Source organism: Erwinia sp. 1181_3 (genome assembly GCF_052824965.1).
In genome coordinates, this window is record NZ_VTDE01000002.1 from 170875 (window position 1) to 185878 (window position 15004).

The 15004-nt window shown below is 56.4% G+C and carries 13 protein-coding genes; 4 read left to right on the forward strand and 9 right to left on the reverse strand.

Going from position 1 to position 15004, the window contains the following annotated elements; all coding sequences use genetic code 11:
* Positions 1 to 38 precede the first annotated feature (38 nt).
* Together FY046_RS05115 and FY046_RS05120 are read right to left on the reverse strand one after the other, a co-directional pair.
* Entirely contained in the window at positions 39 to 356 is a 318-nt protein-coding gene (locus tag FY046_RS05115) for a HigA family addiction module antitoxin (RefSeq protein ID WP_133843073.1), read from the reverse strand.
* Entirely contained in the window at positions 356 to 637 is a 282-nt protein-coding gene (locus FY046_RS05120; protein WP_133843476.1) for a type II toxin-antitoxin system RelE/ParE family toxin, read from the reverse strand. Before FY046_RS05120 ends, FY046_RS05115 begins: the two co-directional genes overlap by 1 nt.
* A gap of 384 nt (positions 638 to 1021) precedes the next feature.
* Here FY046_RS05120 and FY046_RS05125 point away from each other — a divergent pair, with 384 nt between their 5' ends.
* Both FY046_RS05125 and FY046_RS05130 read left to right on the forward strand, forming a co-directional pair.
* Positions 1022 to 2629 carry a methyl-accepting chemotaxis protein gene (locus FY046_RS05125; RefSeq protein ID WP_446185832.1) on the forward strand — a complete coding sequence of 536 codons (1608 nt, stop codon included), beginning with the start codon at positions 1022 to 1024 and terminating at the stop codon, positions 2627 to 2629.
* A 9-nt stretch (positions 2630 to 2638) separates the two neighbouring features.
* Positions 2639 to 3640 (forward strand): substrate-binding domain-containing protein, encoded by a 1002-nt coding sequence (locus FY046_RS05130; RefSeq protein ID WP_167864442.1) that lies wholly within the window; start codon positions 2639 to 2641, stop codon positions 3638 to 3640.
* 53 nt (positions 3641 to 3693) lie between these two features.
* On the opposite strand, the gene FY046_RS05135 is transcribed toward FY046_RS05130, so the two are convergent.
* Complete coding sequence (locus FY046_RS05135; protein ID WP_133843067.1) at positions 3694 to 4764, reverse strand: LacI family DNA-binding transcriptional regulator; 1071 nt, start codon at positions 4762 to 4764, stop codon at positions 3694 to 3696.
* Between the two features lie 265 nt (positions 4765 to 5029).
* Between FY046_RS05135 and FY046_RS05140 the strand changes: the two genes are divergently transcribed.
* Positions 5030 to 6289: a maltoporin gene (locus FY046_RS05140; RefSeq protein WP_133843065.1), complete on the forward strand. Its 1260-nt coding sequence runs from the start codon at positions 5030 to 5032 to the stop codon at positions 6287 to 6289.
* An 80-nt stretch (positions 6290 to 6369) separates the two neighbouring features.
* Here FY046_RS05140 and FY046_RS05145 read toward each other — a convergent pair whose 3' ends face one another.
* The 6 genes from FY046_RS05145 to FY046_RS05170 are packed head-to-tail and all read right to left on the reverse strand — an operon-like array spanning position 6370 to position 13474.
* Complete coding sequence (locus FY046_RS05145) at positions 6370 to 6684, reverse strand: glucose PTS transporter subunit EIIB (protein ID WP_212814081.1); 315 nt, start codon at positions 6682 to 6684, stop codon at positions 6370 to 6372.
* 57 nt (positions 6685 to 6741) lie between these two features.
* The gene (locus FY046_RS05150; protein ID WP_446185833.1) at positions 6742 to 8799 is read right to left on the reverse strand and encodes a beta-galactosidase; all 2058 of its coding nucleotides are present in this window, start codon (positions 8797 to 8799) and stop codon (positions 6742 to 6744) included.
* 47 nt (positions 8800 to 8846) lie between these two features.
* Positions 8847 to 10007 carry a glycoside hydrolase family 53 protein gene (locus FY046_RS05155; RefSeq protein WP_425306603.1) on the reverse strand — a complete coding sequence of 387 codons (1161 nt, stop codon included), beginning with the start codon at positions 10005 to 10007 and terminating at the stop codon, positions 8847 to 8849.
* A gap of 36 nt (positions 10008 to 10043) precedes the next feature.
* Complete coding sequence (locus FY046_RS05160; RefSeq protein WP_133843057.1) at positions 10044 to 10895, reverse strand: sugar ABC transporter permease; 852 nt, start codon at positions 10893 to 10895, stop codon at positions 10044 to 10046.
* Between the two features lie 10 nt (positions 10896 to 10905).
* Positions 10906 to 12210: a carbohydrate ABC transporter permease gene (locus FY046_RS05165; protein WP_167864749.1), complete on the reverse strand. Its 1305-nt coding sequence runs from the start codon at positions 12208 to 12210 to the stop codon at positions 10906 to 10908.
* A 43-nt stretch (positions 12211 to 12253) separates the two neighbouring features.
* A complete protein-coding gene (locus FY046_RS05170) occupies positions 12254 to 13474 on the reverse strand; it encodes an extracellular solute-binding protein (protein WP_133843053.1) in 1221 nt (406 codons plus the stop codon).
* Between the two features lie 326 nt (positions 13475 to 13800).
* Between FY046_RS05170 and FY046_RS05175 the strand changes: the two genes are divergently transcribed.
* Positions 13801 to 14928: an ABC transporter ATP-binding protein gene (locus FY046_RS05175; RefSeq protein ID WP_133843051.1), complete on the forward strand. Its 1128-nt coding sequence runs from the start codon at positions 13801 to 13803 to the stop codon at positions 14926 to 14928.
* Positions 14929 to 15004 lie beyond the last annotated feature (76 nt).

The following is a 15004-nucleotide window of genomic DNA, read 5'->3' on the forward strand; positions in this document are numbered from 1 at the left end:
ATGCCGGTGAAGAGCGTAATGAGGCCAGGTTCAGGTCATCATCCACAGGTCTTCACTGGCTGACCATCGGTTTCGTCATAGCAGGCGGGCACGACCTGCGTGATATCAATCGTTTCGCGGACCCGGCTAATATCGTACGTTGCCTGCATCGCCAGCCAGAGACGGGCCGCAATGCCCAGCCCGGCTTCCAGTCGTACCGCCATTTCAGGGGTAATAGCGGTTTTTCCTGCCGCCGCTTTGCTCAACGCCGAGGGGGATACCCCGAGGTTTCCGGCCAGCGTCCGCAGGCTGACGTTATAGTCCTCAAGATACTCGGTAATCAGGCTGCCGGGATGCGGGGGGGTCATCATAGCCATTAGTGGTAGTCCTCCAGATTAAGTATGTAAGCATCACCGTCTCTGAACTCGAAAGTGATACGCCAGTTGGCACGAACAGTAATGGCGTAAAGATACTGCCTGTCGCCTTTCAGCGGATGGAACCTGAAGCCAGGGTAGTTTCTGAATTCTTCTACCGACAGGGCTTCGTCAAGAACCAGCAGACGCGTTCTGATCCGTTCGGCATCTTTGGCCTGCACACCACTGGGATTTCCTGTTTCGAACAGTTTTTGCAATCCCTTATGCTTCCAGCTTTTGATCACGGCTAACACTCCTTGTTTCCTTCCGGGAAACAGTATAACAGTTGTTTCCCGGAAGGAAACAGCTTTCCCGGCACGATCCTCTGAATTGTATCGCGAGTAAACCCGGCCATCGCCGACTGACCAATAAGGCGATTCTCATCACACTTTTCAAAAAAGCCGCGTCTTGCCTGCGTCGAACCGTCAAGTTTCCCCCCTGCACGCCGTTAATCCGATCAGCATTTTCAAAATTCTATCCGCAGTCTGAATGACATTTCACTCTCACTTTTTTGCTGTGTCATCAAACCGGGTAGCTGAATCGATTCAATTACAATATATATTCTGCGCCATGCCGGTTTTCACGGCCGCTGGCTGACCTTCAAGTTGCCATTTTAGGGGTGTCCATTTATGCAATTCAAAAATACCACCGTACGAACTCAGCTCCTCCTCGGGTTCGGCGTGTTAGTGGTGATTGTGCTTGCCGTCGTTCTTCTCGCGATGAACGCCCTCAGCAATGCGAATGACCGATTCAAAACCCATGTGCAGCAGGTGGCGGCACGTGAGTCCTCCGTCAATCTTATTCTCAGCGGTGTGAAGGACAGTTCACTGAGTCTGTACGGTCTGGTGCTGGTCAGTGAGGCCGCCGACATTGAAGCCGGTAAAAAACAGGTGGCCGCAGCAGAAGAGAAAACCGCCGCAGCGCTGACTCAGTTACAGGCAGCCATCAAGCAGCACACTGACGTAACCGACCAGGATCGACAGTTTGTTTCCGCCATCGCACAGGCGGAAGAGGGGTATCGCCCCATTGCTCACCACATTGTTGAGTTAGCCCTGGCGGAGAAAAAGGCGGAAGCGATTGACCGTATGAACCGTGAATTACGCCCTCAGCTCACCACCTTATTGACCACGGCGAATCAGTACCTTAAATACAGCACCGAGCGCGCGGCGGAGAGTCTGAGTACCGCAGAGAGCGCCTATCAGCAAACGCGGATTATTTTCATCGCGATCAGCCTGCTGGCGCTGAGTCTGGCAGTGATTCTCGGTGCAATGATCATCCGCTCCCTGTTCCGTGCCTTAGGCGAAGAACCGGCCATTTTAGGTCAGGTCGTTCAGCGCATTGCTCAGGGCGACCTGAGCCAGGTTAACGGCGCGGTCACTGCCCCGGCCGGTAGCGTGCTGGCTGCCCTGGGTGAGATGCAGGAGAAATTGCATAACCTGATCAGCCAGGTGGCAAACTCGGCTGAGAGCATAGTTTCCGCGTCAGGTGAAATTACCCTGGGCAATGAAGACTTAAGCCGCCGCACCGAAGCGCAGGCCTCTTCACTGGAGCAGACCTCTGCCAGCATGGAGCAGTTAACCGCCACCGTGAAGCACAACGCCGATAATGCCCACCAGGGAAATCTGATGGCGACCAGTGCCTCTCAGGTGGCACAGCGTGGCGGCAATGTGGTCGAACGTGTGGTCAGCACCATGCACGACATTGCCAGCAGTTCCGGCAAGGTCACCCAGATTATTACCGTCATTGAAGGGATTGCTTTCCAGACCAACATCCTGGCGCTTAATGCGGCCGTGGAAGCCGCCCGCGCCGGTGAGCAGGGCCGTGGATTTGCCGTTGTGGCCGGTGAGGTTCGCATCCTCGCCCAGCGCAGTGCCACCGCCGCGAGGGAAATCAAAAACCTGATCGATGAGTCTGTCGAGCGGATCAATACCGGTTCTAAGCTTGTCGATGAGGCGGGTAGTACCATGCAGGAAGTGGTCAATGCGGTTAAGGGCGTTAACAGCCTGATGGCCGAAATCACCCTCGCCTCCAGCGAACAGCACACGGGTATCGATCAGGTGAATAAAGCCGTGGTCAATATGGACGAAGCCACGCAGCAAAATACCGCCCTGGTGGAAGAGAGTGCCGCCGCTGCCGCCAGCCTTAAGCAGCAGGCTTATTTATTGCTGGAAGGGATCTCTGCGTTTGATATTTCACGTGCAGGCCGTCTCAACGATACAACAGCAGCGATGCGCTAAGGATCTGAGATGAAAATAACCTGTGCTTTTGCTCTCGCCGCGATGGTCAGTTCAGCGGCGTATGCCAGTAACGACAGCATCACTATTGGCCTGATCACTAAAACAGATACCAACCCCTTTTTCCTGAAAATGAAAGAAGGTGCCATGCTGGGCGCTACCGTGCATGGGGTGAAACTCCTGACGGCGGCAGGCAAAGAAGACGGCGATTATCCGGCGCAAATTCAGGCCATCCAGGAGATGGTGGCCGCAGGGGCGACCACTCTGCTGATCACCCCGAGCGATGCCAAAGCCATTGTGCCCGCACTGGATGAAGTGCGTGCCAAAGGGGTGCAGGTCATCGCACTGGACTCCCCGACCGATCCGATGACGGCGGTGGATGCGCTGTTTGGTACTGACAACTATAAAGCCGGGCAGCTGATTGGCGAATATGCCAAAGCCGCCATGCCGTTAAAATTTTCCGGACAGCCACTGAAGATTGCCATGCTGGATTTATCGCCCGGACATTTAGTCGGGGCAAGACGTCATAATGGTTTTATGAGCGGGCTGGGATTAGCGGCAGCAGGTGCCGACTCCAGTGAGCTGTCGGTCACCGCTGAAACCGTCTGTGCCGGTTTTTCTCAAGGCGCCGAGAAGGAAGGCTATGAGGTAATGGCCAGCTGCCTGAAAAGCCATCCTGATATCAACCTGGTGTATACCATCAACGAACCGGCCGCTGCCGGCGCGTACAAGGCCTTACAGGAAGCCGGTAAACAGGCGATGATCGTCTCGGTCGATGGGGGCTGTGCCGGAGTGAACAACGTGCGTTCAGGGAAGATTGCTGCCACAGCGCAGCAATATCCCTTAACCATGGCAGCGATGGGCGTTGATGCGGCGGTGGCTTACGCCCGGCACGGTAAGAAAGTGTCCGGGTATGTGGATACCGGTGTCACACTTATCGCGGATAAACCGATGCCCGGCCTGGCAAGCAAGGATACCCAGGCCGGGCTGAACGCCTGCTTTGGGGCGAAATAACGCGACAGCTTCCGGCGGACGTCGGTCAACCGGAAGCCATCACCGTTCAGCCGTCATCCCAGACGGCTGGCAATCAGGCGCAGCTGTTCGGCTATCTGTTTTAAATCCTGCTGCTGCTGACCTGCTGCTGACGTTGAGCTGCGCACCACCAGACGTGCAGGCAGAATGGAGGATGAGCGGCTATGGTCATCCTCGCTGGCCTGTAAAATACGCTGCACTGCCTCTTTTCCCTGTAAGTCCAGGTCCAGCGACACGGTGGTCAGCGAGGGATGGAAAAACGCGCTCTCATACGTGTCATCATACCCCACCACGGACACCTGCCCCGGCACGGTTACGCCCTGCTGATGCAATGCACTCAGCACGCCTAAGGCCATCTGATCGTTCCCCACCAGCAGCGCACTGAAGTGCGGGGTTTCACGCAGCAGCTGCAAGATGCCGCTGTAGCCGCTCTGCGCATCCCAGTTACCGTGAATAACGCTCACCGGGGCCAACCGGTAGCTCTCCAGTGTCTCGAGCCAGCTCCTGAGCCGCAGCCGCGCCGAAACGGAGTGCTCTGGCCCCGCCAGCAGCGCAAACTCACGGTGCCCCTGTTCGTAGAGGTATTTCACGCTGGCACGGGTGCCATCCGCCGGGTTAAACGAAACGTTAAACACCGAACAATAAGGGTCGACGTCCAGGAACAGGCAAATAATGTCCTGGTTCTCTTCGACGATTTGCTCGGCACAGGCGGTATCCAGCGGAACGTTAATAATCACTTTGTCGACCAGCTGCGATTTCAGCTCGTTGATCGACTCCTGCAAACTTTGATTGACGTTCTCACCGATCATGGCGATCAGCACCTGATACTCCGCCGCATTGGCGTAGCGCTTAATCGCCGCCGCCACCTGAGAAGGGGCATGGAGAGCCAGAGACGTGGTCACCAGACCGAGCGTGGTGCTCTGTTTTCCCACCAGCTGTTGCGCAAGGCGGTTAGGCACATAGCGCAGCTCCTCTATCGCCTTTGTTACCTTGCTGCGCGTACCTTCCGAAACGTTCGCAGACTTATTCAGCACCCTGGAAACCGTTTGATAAGACACCCCAGCGCGACGGGCGACATCTTCCAAGGTGGCACTCTTTGATTTCATGGTTCGCTTCCCTGTTTACAGATGGCCGGATTGTATCACAGTGCAAATGACGTTCAGGTTAAGTCGGTCACACTGTCAAAAACCCACAGTAAAGTCAGACGTTCACATACATAATTCGGTGATCAACTTCACCAATCGTTACAAATAACGGGTAAATACTTGCACTAAATCACACAATTTCGTTACTCCAATTGCTTCACGCTCATCGTGAGGCGTTTACTGTCGCCATCGTGTGAACGTATGACAAATATAAACAGAGGGTGACATGAACACAAGACTGACAGCGACCGCTGTGGCACTTGCCGCAGCACTGACTTCTCCTGCATTCGCAGCCATCGACAACATTGATTTCCACGGCTATCTGCGCGGCGGTGTGGGCGTTTCGCGCGATGGAGGCATGGAGGAGTGGCAAAAAAATAAGATTGGTCGTCTGGGTAACGAAGCCGATACCTACGGTGAAATCGAACTGGGCAGCGAAGTGTACAAAAAGGATGACGTCAGTTTCTATGTCGACTCAATGGTCAGCATGTTTTCCGACGGCTCCAACGATAATGAAACCACCTTCGGCGACGACGCCCAGTTCGGGCTGCGTCAGCTCAACCTGCAAATCAAAGGCCTGATCCCCGGGGATAAAAACGCCGTCATCTGGGGCGGTAAACGCTACTACCAGCGCCATGACCTGCATATCATTGATACCAAATACTGGAATATCTCCGGCTCCGGTGCCGGTATTGAAAACTACACCTTTGGCCCAGGCGCCGTCTCCGTCGCCTGGATACGCGGTGATGCCAACGATGTTGACTACCGTGCCGACGGCGATAACGACGTGAATATCAACTACCTCGATGTCCGTTACGCTGGCTGGAAGCCGTGGAACGGCGCATGGACAGAGTTCGGTGTGGACTACGCCATGCCGAACCCGACCAACAAACAGAAAGAGTACGGCGAACTGTATGACGCGGATAACGGCGTGATGGTCACCGGGGAAATCAGCCAGGATATGTGGGGCGGCTATCAGAAACTGGTGCTGCAATACGCCAACAAAGGGCTGGCGCAGAATATGATCTCGCAGGGCGGCGGCTGGTATGACATGTGGAACGATACCCGTGATGCCAAAGGCTATCGCGTGATCAACACCGGCCTGCTGCCGATCACTGATCGCCTGTCGCTGAATCAGGTCGTGACCTGGGGTTCCGCCGATAACGTCACCGCGTTCACCGATAAAAGTACCCTGCTCTCCCTGGTCGGGCGCGCCCAGTACCAGTTTACAGACTATGTGCGCGGTATCGGTGAAGCCGGGACGTTTATGCAGAAAGATCAGAACAAAGACGGCAGCGACTACAAACAGGCCGGGCAGAAATATACCCTCGCGCTGGGCCTGGCCGCGGGTCCGGAATTTATGTCACGCCCGGAACTGCGCATCTTCACTTCTTACCTGAATGACTCCGAGCAGGGGAACAGCTTCCAGGACGGCACGGCCAGCAACACCTGGAACTTTGGTGTGCAGGTTGAAGCCTGGTGGTAATGCCCTGATCAACGCCTTCATCATCATTGGATAAGCACTGGATCGTTAATTTGGATAACCGTCACCGGTTATCCATTTTTTTATGGCTGACGGAAATAGTGTGCTTCCATCAGCTGACGCAGACGGTCAGAGCGCGTGCCAAAAATAGCATGCACTTCATGGCCCAGAATCACCACTCCCGTTGCCCCTGCCTGCTGTAACCCGCTGGCATTCACTGCCGCCACCGATTTCACCGTGACGCGCAGTCGCGTGAGGCAGGCATCCACCTGCACGATATTCTCGCGCCCGCCAAAGCAGCTCATTAACTGATCCAGCAGCGCACACTCCGCTGCGTCGGCTTCCTCCGGGGTTTCCTGCCGGCTGAAGTAATGCTTAAACGATTTCAGACTGACCATATACCTCTCCTTTCAGACATAAAAAAAGCGGGCTTGCGCCCGCTGGTGAACAGCTGTTTACAGCGGCGCGCGCAGCACGCGGCAGCCCCACGGCGGCATGATCTGCTCGCCGGAGAGCGGCACACCGTCAATCAGATCGCTGATACCCGCAGGCAGCGTGACCGTCTGCGTCTGCGCCGTGAAGTTTTGCAGGAAGATAAAGCTGGACTCGCCGTCGGTGCGGCGTTGCGCGGTCACCCCCGGAGGCAGGTCCACCGCCAGCGCACGTGGCAGCGCCAGCCTGGCAATCAGGGCACCGTAGAAATCCCGATGGAAAGCCTGGTCATTACGTGAGGCGATATACCAGGCCTGCCCGGCGCCCACGTCGTTAACGGTGACCGCCGGTTGGCCGGCATAGAAATCGCTTTGGTAAACGGCCAGCGCGGTTGCCCCTTCCAGATGAATATGTTCGCACAGCTCACGGGCCTGATAGCTGCCGCGCAGGCCCAGCATGTTGCCTTCGACAGCACATACGCCGTTGGTTTCGTCGTCCGTCAGGCTGTCGATCTCTTCCGCCCAGATCCCCAGCAGCGGCCGCAGCGGCCCCGGGAAACCGCCCAGATGGCAGAGGTCGCTTTCATTGACCACGCCCGTCCAGTAGCTGGCGACAAACTGCCCGCCCTGGCGCAGATGTTGCTCCACGCGGGCGGCAAAGCCGTCGCGCACCATATACAGCATCGGGGCGATCACCAGCGCATACCCGCTGAGGTCAACATCGGCATTGATCACGTCTACTGCCACGCCCTGCTCCCAGAACGTGCGGTAGTGTTCGGCCACCGTGCGCTCATAGTGCAGGCCGGTATTGCGCGGCCCCTGGGCATTGTCCATCGCCCAGCGGCTTTCCCAGTCGAAAACGATCGCCACTTTCGCGTCAACGCGGCTACCCTGCACCGGGGCCATTGCTGCCAGCATCCGACCCAGTTCGCTGACTTCGCGGCCAATACGCGTATCCAGATGCCCGACGTGGTCAATCACCGCACCGTGGAACTTCTCCACCGAGCCGCGGCTTTTACGCCACTGGAAATACTGCACCGCATCCGCCCCGTGGGCCACGGCCTGCAATGAAGAGAGAATGTGCATCCCCGGTTTTTTCAGCTTGCTGGTGGGCTGCCAGTTGGTCGCCCCCGGCGTCGACTCCATCAGCACAAACGGTTGCCCCTGTTTCAGGGTGCGCATCAGGTCGTGATACATGGCGGTATAACAGGCCAGCGTGGTTTCATCCTGCTCGTTATGCCAGGTCGGGTAGCTGTCCCAGGAGATAAAATCGAGCGGCTGCGACAGCTTCCAGTAATCGTAGTCGTAGAAATACTCCATAAAGTTGGTGGTGGCAGGCAGGTCCGGGTTGGCCGCTTTCAGCGGTTTGATCTCTTCGGTACAAAAGTCGGTGACCTGATCGGTCATAAAGCGCCGCCAGTCGAGATTCAGCCCGTGAATCGACATTTCACCCTGCGGTGCAGGGGATACCACCTGCGACCAGTCGCTGTAGGTATGGCTCCAGAAATCACTCCACCAGGCGTGGTTAAGCTGCTCCAGAGTGCCGTAGCGGCGCTGCAACCAGCCGCGAAAGGCCTGCTGGCACTGCCCGCAGTGGCACTCGCCGCCGTATTCGTTGGAAATATGCCAGCCGATCACCGCCGGATGGTGCGCATAGCGCGCCGCCAGTTGGCTGTTGATCGCCCGAACTTTTTGCCGGTACAGCGGCGAAGTCATGCAGTGATTATGCCGCCCGCCGTGCAGCGCAGGCACGCGATCGCGCCCGGTGCGCAACACTTCCGGATACTTTTGCGACATCCACGCCGGGCGCGCGCCGCTGGGTGTGGCCAGAAACACCCGAATCGACCGCTGATGCAGTTTTTCAATCACGTCATCCAGCCAGCCGAAGTCATAGCGCCCCTCTTCCGGCTCCAGTTTCGCCCAGCTGAAGATGCCAACCGACATCACATTGCAGTTCGCCTGCTGCATCATCGCGACGTCATCATCAATGATGCCCGGGGTATGTTGCCACTGTTCCGGGTTGTAATCCGCGCCGTGCAGCAGCGTGTTGACCCCGGCAAAGAGCGGTGGAAATCTAGTCATTGCGGTTCCTCTGAGGTGTCAGTGACACCGGCCCTCAGGCCTGTAAATTAATGAAATACCTGAATTGACGGCAGCACGTTGCCCTGGCAGTCAAACAGCGCCTGGTTTTCACGGGCGTTGCCCTGCTTCCACTCGTCGTGGATATACTTCATGCCTTCCGGCGTCGCCCAGGTGTTACCCGGCACGGCAATCCACGTCGGTTCCCAGTAGACCACGCCCTTACCGCGGTGATTCGGCACCGCCAGCACCGCCTGCATCAGGTCGTGCAGATAGGCCGCCTGCCCCTCAACGGTGGCCGGGTAGCCGCCATCTTTCTCTTCCTTCGCCTGGAAACTGTTTTCGGCGCTGTCGCAGTTTTTCAGCGTGTATGCATAGGCCGCTTCCACCACCATCACGTCTTTCTGATAGCGCTGGCTGATGTCGTCCATATTGGCTTTCAGGGCGCTAATCGGGCCGTTCCAGTAGGTGTACATCGACAGACCAATCACATCGAACGGCACCTGACGGCGGGTGATCTCATCGAACCACCAGCGGAACATGTCATTTTTGGTGCCTTCAGCCAGGTGCAGCATGATTTTGACCTGGCCCGGATCGCTGAGGTTTTCCCGCACGCCCGTGATGCCCGCTTTCAGCAGGCCCGCCAGACGGTCAAACTCCCCACCGTTCTGCCCCCAGCTTTTCCCTTCCGGCCACAGCATGCCGCCGTTCAGCTCGTTGCCAATCTGGACGATATCCGGCAGCACGCCCTCGGCTTTGAAGCGGGCAAGGGTGTCGCGTGTGTAGTCATGCACGCGCGTTTCCAGCTGCGGGAAAGTCAGTTTTTCCCAGGCTTTCGGTTTGAACTGCTTACCCGGGTCGGTCCAGAAATCACTGTAGTGGAGGTCCAGCAGGATCTGCATCCCGGCGGCTTTGGCACGTTTCGCCAGCGCCAGGGTAGTGGGCAGGTCGTTGGTGCCACCGCCGTAGGCTTTGCCGTTGCTGTCATAGGGGTCAACCCACAGGCGCAGGCGAATAGTATTGATGCCGTTGGCTTTCAGGATGGCAATCGGGTCCTGTAGCTGATGGTGGGCGTTATAAAATTTCACCCCCTGCTTTTCCAGTTCCGGCAGCGTGGAGATATCAGCCCCTTTGACAAAATCGGCCGGCACCGGGCCGATGGGACGAATCACAGGCGGATTTGCGGCGAAGAGAGGCGTCGCCCAGGCCATTGCCAGGGCGAGTAACAGCGTTTTAGGTGTCATGGTTTATCCCTTTGTACTTCCTGAGGTCAGGCCGGAAACGAAGTATTTTTGCAGCGCCAGATAGAGCACGGCGACCGGTACGGCAATCAGCACCGCCCCGGCGGCGTAAGTGGTGTAGCTGGCCCCCATTTTCTGCGAGACCAGGTTGTACAGCCCGATGGGCAGCGTGAACTGATCCGGGCTGCGCAGAATGGTGCTGGAAAGAATGAAGTCCCCCAGCGGGCCGGTGAAGGAGAACAGCGCCACCACCGCCAGAATCGGCTTCGAAAGCGGCATGATGATCTCGATAAAGATACGGAAGTTCCCTGCCCCGTCCATGCGCGCTGACTCATCCAGGTCCTTTGGAATCGCGTCCAGGTAACCCTTCATCAGATAGGTGTTCATCGGGATCATGCCACCAACGTAGATCAGCACCAGCGCCAGATGGCTGTTGATCAATCCCAGCAGCTGCGACAGCACAAAGATGGCAATCAGTGCCGAGAACTGCGGGATCATCTGCAACAGCAGAAACAGCATCAGACCGTTCTGCCGTCCCTTAAAGCGAAAGCGCGAGAATGCATACGCGGTGCAGCTCACGCTGATTAAGGTCAGCACCATGGTAAAGAAACTGATTTTCATCGAGTTCCAGTACCACGTCAGGTACGGCACCGTGCCGTTAAACAGGTCGCGGTAGTGCTGTAACGATGCGTTCTCAGGAATAATCGAACTACTCAGCAGACTGTTGCCCGCATTCAGCGACGCCCCGACCGTCCACACCAGCGGGTAGATAATGATGGTCGAGACCACCAGAACCACCAGCCAGGTGAGCGACAGACGCAGCCATTTTTCACGTTTAATACTGACTGACTTCGCCATAACGGTTCCCTTACGCCATCTCATCTTGTTTAAACGATTTGGTGGCGCGGAACTGCCACAGCGCCAGACCGACCACAAAGATCGACAGCAAAATCGTAATGGTTGCGGCAATCGCATACTGCGATGACGACATGGTCAGCTTGTAGATCCACGACACCAGAATATCGGTGCCGCCTGCGTTTGACCCTGCCACCGCCGGACCGCCGTTGTTAAACAGGTAGATAATGTTGAAGTTGTTAAAGTTGAAGGTGTACTGCGTGATGATGATGGGCGCAATGGCGTACATCACCAGCGGCAGAGTGATGGTTTTCAGACGCGTCCAGGGCCCGGCACCGTCCATCATCGCCGCTTCATACAGATCGTCAGGGATCGCCTGCAATACGCCGGTCGTCATGGCGAACACAAACGGGAAGCCCAGCCAGGTCTGCATCATAATCAGTGCGGTTTTGGTCCAGAACGGATCGGTCATCCATGCTTTCGGCGCAATGCCGAAGAAATCGAGGATCGCATTGTTAATCACGCCAAAACTGTCGTTAAACATGCCGGCAAACACCAGGATAGTGACGAAGCCCGGCACCGCCCACGGCAGGATAAAAATGGTGCGGATCAGCGGTTTAAAACGCAGGTCTTTCTGGTTCACCAGAATCGCCAGCATCACACCCACCGAACATTGCAGCGTGGTGGCCAGCAGCGTCCAGACCACGGTCCATTGCAGCACGTCGAAGAAGGTCGAACGCCAGATCGACAGGGTGAAGATATTGACGAAGTTTTTCAGCCCCACCCAATCCACCAGCTTCGCGGGCGGCGTGTGGTAGAGGTTATAGTTGGTAAAGGCGATGGCGAACCCAAACAGGATCGGGAACACCACCACAAACACCAGCAGGAAAAACCCCGGCGTGATCATCAGGTACGGGAACCCCTCTCGCAGCAGCAGCTGATACTGCTTACGCACCCCGTGCAGCGGTTTGCCTTCATCACGGCGGCAGCCGTTCAGCCAGGCATCGCGCAGCGACAGTCCCCATATCGTCAGGCCAAAGGCGATAATCAGGACGCTGATAATGCCTTCTGCCAGCAAAAAGATGGAGTTATCGCGGGGGACTTCTTCCCCCAGCGTTGCCAGCCCCCACAGCCCGTGCTGGAGGAAGTTATGAAACACACCGTAAAAGCTGGTCAGCAGGATCAGATAGCAGAGCCCTTTTGCCCACTGGCGGTGGTAAAACTGGCCAAAACCGGGTAACAGCGCCAGCAGCACGCCTGCCAGAGCATGCTGGCGTGAGCGCTTGTGCAGCGTCAGTTTTTCACTGGGGGAAATCATCACAACCTTTTCCTTATTTATTCAAACCGCGAGCGGCAGGGGCTTACTGGTTGCTGGCCTGCATCGCTTCAATCTGCATGGCAATCTGCTTCACCGCATTATCCAGTGCGACCTTTGGCTCCTGCTTGCCTGTCACGCTCAGCTCCAGTGCCGCATTGGCCGGGCCCCACACTTCCTGCATCTCCGGCACACCCGGCATCGCAACGGCACGCGCCGCCTGCACCGCCACCGCATTGGCTTTTTCATCATTTTTAATCAGCGGGTCATTCATCAGGGCGACGACCGGCGGAATTTCCTGCGTTTTCTGGAAGCGCTCTTTCACATACTGCGGCTGGTTAATAAACTGGATAAACTGCTGCGCCAGCGTTTTATCTTTACTCCAGGTGGACACCACATAGCCTTTCACACCGAGGAAGGAGCTCATGGGTTTGCCGTTAGGCAGCTCAGGCAACGGCGCCACGCCATAGTTGATGCCTGCCGCCTGGTAAGGCTGGAATGCCCAGGGACCATTGATCACCGCCGCCGCTTTTTTCTCGGTAAACAGGGAGTCGATGGCGTTCAGACCGTTGTCACCGAGGATGCCGCTGGGCAGCAGCCCCTGGGTGAAGAAACTCTTGAGATAGCTGACCGCGTCTACGCTGCCCGGTGTGTTCAGCCCGATGTCCAGGGTGTTGAGCCCGCCCTTGCCGTCCTGGCCAAAGATATAACCGCCCATCGGGGCGATAGCCCCCCAGCTGTAATAAATCTGGTCAAATTTTGCCAGCAGGCCATACTGCTTCGCCTCGCGCTGCTTCTGCGAGAAGGCACGGTACTCATCCAGCGTTTTAAACGGCTGCGGCAGCAGATCTTTGTTATAAATCAGCACCAGAGTTTCGACGGCTTTTGGTACGCCATATACCACTTTATTCTGAATAAACGCGGCCATCGCTGATGGGGTATAGGCCGCCTGCTGTGCCGCATCGACAGCCAGCGGTGACAGCAATCCCTGCACCACCGCGCTGCCCAACTGGTCATTAGGGATCACCAGCACGTCCGGGCCAATCCCCGCCGGGCCATCAAGACGCAGCTTCTCTATCTGCTGGGCAAAGGGCATTTCCTGCACTTTGACTTCAACGTTGTATTGCTTCTGAAAATCAGCAATCGCCGTTTTGATACCTTCGGATTTTTTAATATCTTCCCAGACGGTAAGTTGCTGCGCTGCGTGTGCAGCCTGCCCCAGAGCCAGAGCAGACAGAAGCAGAGTGATGCCGGTTTTGACTTTCATTGCTGACCTCATGTGAAGGTATAACATTTAACTGTTTTTCAATCCGCTGAATTTCTGACCTACACATCGCAAGCCCCATATAGCGTCACTTGCAGAAGGGAGAGTGTCACAGCGCGTGATGTCATACGCTACGCGGAACAGCGTCACTCCTCCACCCTGTTCTCGCTAATATGTGATCAATATTACAGAAATCAAAATCGACTCTAGGGTGCTCTGCATCAGGGGTTTATAGTCACGCCAGACGCCACAAGGGTTAGCGTGTCACAAGATAAATTGTAATACGTAATACATTTATTATTTAAATCCCCCTTTCGATGAGGTTCCGCATGTCCAGCATCAGACTGAGAAACGTGTCCAAGCGTTTTGGTAAAACAGAAACGCTCAATAATATTCATCTGGATATTGAAGACGGTGAGTTCACCGTCTTCGTCGGTCCCTCTGGCTGTGGTAAGTCCACCCTTCTGCGGTTGATTGCCGGGCTGGAAGAGGTCAGTGATGGCGAGATCCTGATTGGCGATGAGCTGATGAACGATGTGGCGCCCGCCCATCGCGGCGTGGCGATGGTGTTTCAGTCCTATGCGCTTTATCCACATATGACGGTGGCCGAAAATATGGGTTACGGGCTGAAAGTGAACGGTGTGGCGAAAGAGAAGATCCGCCATCAGGTGGAGATGGTGTCGAAAACCCTGCAACTCTCCCATCTGCTTGAACGCAAACCCAAAGAGCTTTCCGGCGGCCAGCGCCAGCGCGTGGCGATTGGACGGGCTATCGTGCGTAATCCGCAGGTCTTTATGTTTGATGAGCCGTTGTCAAACCTGGACGCCGAGCTGCGCGTCGATATGCGTCTGCATATCGCCAAACTGCACCAGGAGCTGAAAACCACCATGGTGTATGTGACCCACGACCAGATTGAGGCGATGACGCTGGCGGATAAAATCGTGGTGATGAACTACGGCAAGCTGGAGCAGGTGGGGTCACCCATGGAACTGTATTACAACCCGGTGAACCGCTTTGTCGCGGGCTTTATCGGTTCACCCAAGATGAATTTCCTGCCTGCACGCGTGCAGCACTGCAGCGTTCAGGGGCTGATCGTTACGGTGAATGAGGGGGCGAACACGCTGACGTTGCCTGCACCTGCACGCCTGTTGCAGCCGGGTGAGGAACTGACGCTGGGTATCCGTCCTGAGCATCTGCGCATCAACAGCGATGCGCCGTTACAGCTGGATTTTCACTGTGAGGTGGTCGAACGGCTGGGTAACAATACCTATCTGTTCGGGCAGATTTACGGCTACGACGGCTTTAAGATGCTGCTGCCGGGTGATGTGCATTTCCGCCCTTATCAGATGCTGCGCCCCGCGTTCTATCCGCACCAGTGTATGGTGTTTGATGGCGACGGGCTGCGCATCAGCGCCGATATCCCCTTACCGCAGGACCAGGCAGCCATGACGGGATGACCGGAAAAAAGGGTCACCCCGCTTCGCGTAACGGTAGCTAACCCGTTACGTTATTAAGATACAAGTGGCCGCCCCC

Excerpts from the sequence above, each read along its gene's own strand:
- FY046_RS05115 (WP_133843073.1), bottom strand. The coding sequence starts at position 356 with ATGGCTATGATGACCCCCCCGCATCCCGGCAGCCTGATTACCGAGTAT.
- FY046_RS05125 (WP_446185832.1), top strand. The coding sequence starts at position 1,022 with ATGCAATTCAAAAATACCACCGTACGAACTCAGCTCCTCCTCGGGTTC.
- FY046_RS05130 (WP_167864442.1), top strand. The coding sequence starts at position 2,639 with ATGAAAATAACCTGTGCTTTTGCTCTCGCCGCGATGGTCAGTTCAGCG.
- FY046_RS05135 (WP_133843067.1), bottom strand. The coding sequence starts at position 4,764 with ATGAAATCAAAGAGTGCCACCTTGGAAGATGTCGCCCGTCGCGCTGGG.
- FY046_RS05140 (WP_133843065.1), top strand. The coding sequence starts at position 5,030 with ATGAACACAAGACTGACAGCGACCGCTGTGGCACTTGCCGCAGCACTG.
- FY046_RS05145 (WP_212814081.1), bottom strand. The coding sequence starts at position 6,684 with ATGGTCAGTCTGAAATCGTTTAAGCATTACTTCAGCCGGCAGGAAACC.
- FY046_RS05150 (WP_446185833.1), bottom strand. The coding sequence starts at position 8,799 with ATGACTAGATTTCCACCGCTCTTTGCCGGGGTCAACACGCTGCTGCAC.
- FY046_RS05155 (WP_425306603.1), bottom strand. The coding sequence starts at position 10,007 with ATGGCCTGGGCGACGCCTCTCTTCGCCGCAAATCCGCCTGTGATTCGT.
- FY046_RS05160 (WP_133843057.1), bottom strand. The coding sequence starts at position 10,895 with ATGGCGAAGTCAGTCAGTATTAAACGTGAAAAATGGCTGCGTCTGTCG.
- FY046_RS05165 (WP_167864749.1), bottom strand. The coding sequence starts at position 12,210 with ATGATTTCCCCCAGTGAAAAACTGACGCTGCACAAGCGCTCACGCCAG.
- FY046_RS05170 (WP_133843053.1), bottom strand. The coding sequence starts at position 13,474 with ATGAAAGTCAAAACCGGCATCACTCTGCTTCTGTCTGCTCTGGCTCTG.
- FY046_RS05175 (WP_133843051.1), top strand. The coding sequence starts at position 13,801 with ATGTCCAGCATCAGACTGAGAAACGTGTCCAAGCGTTTTGGTAAAACA.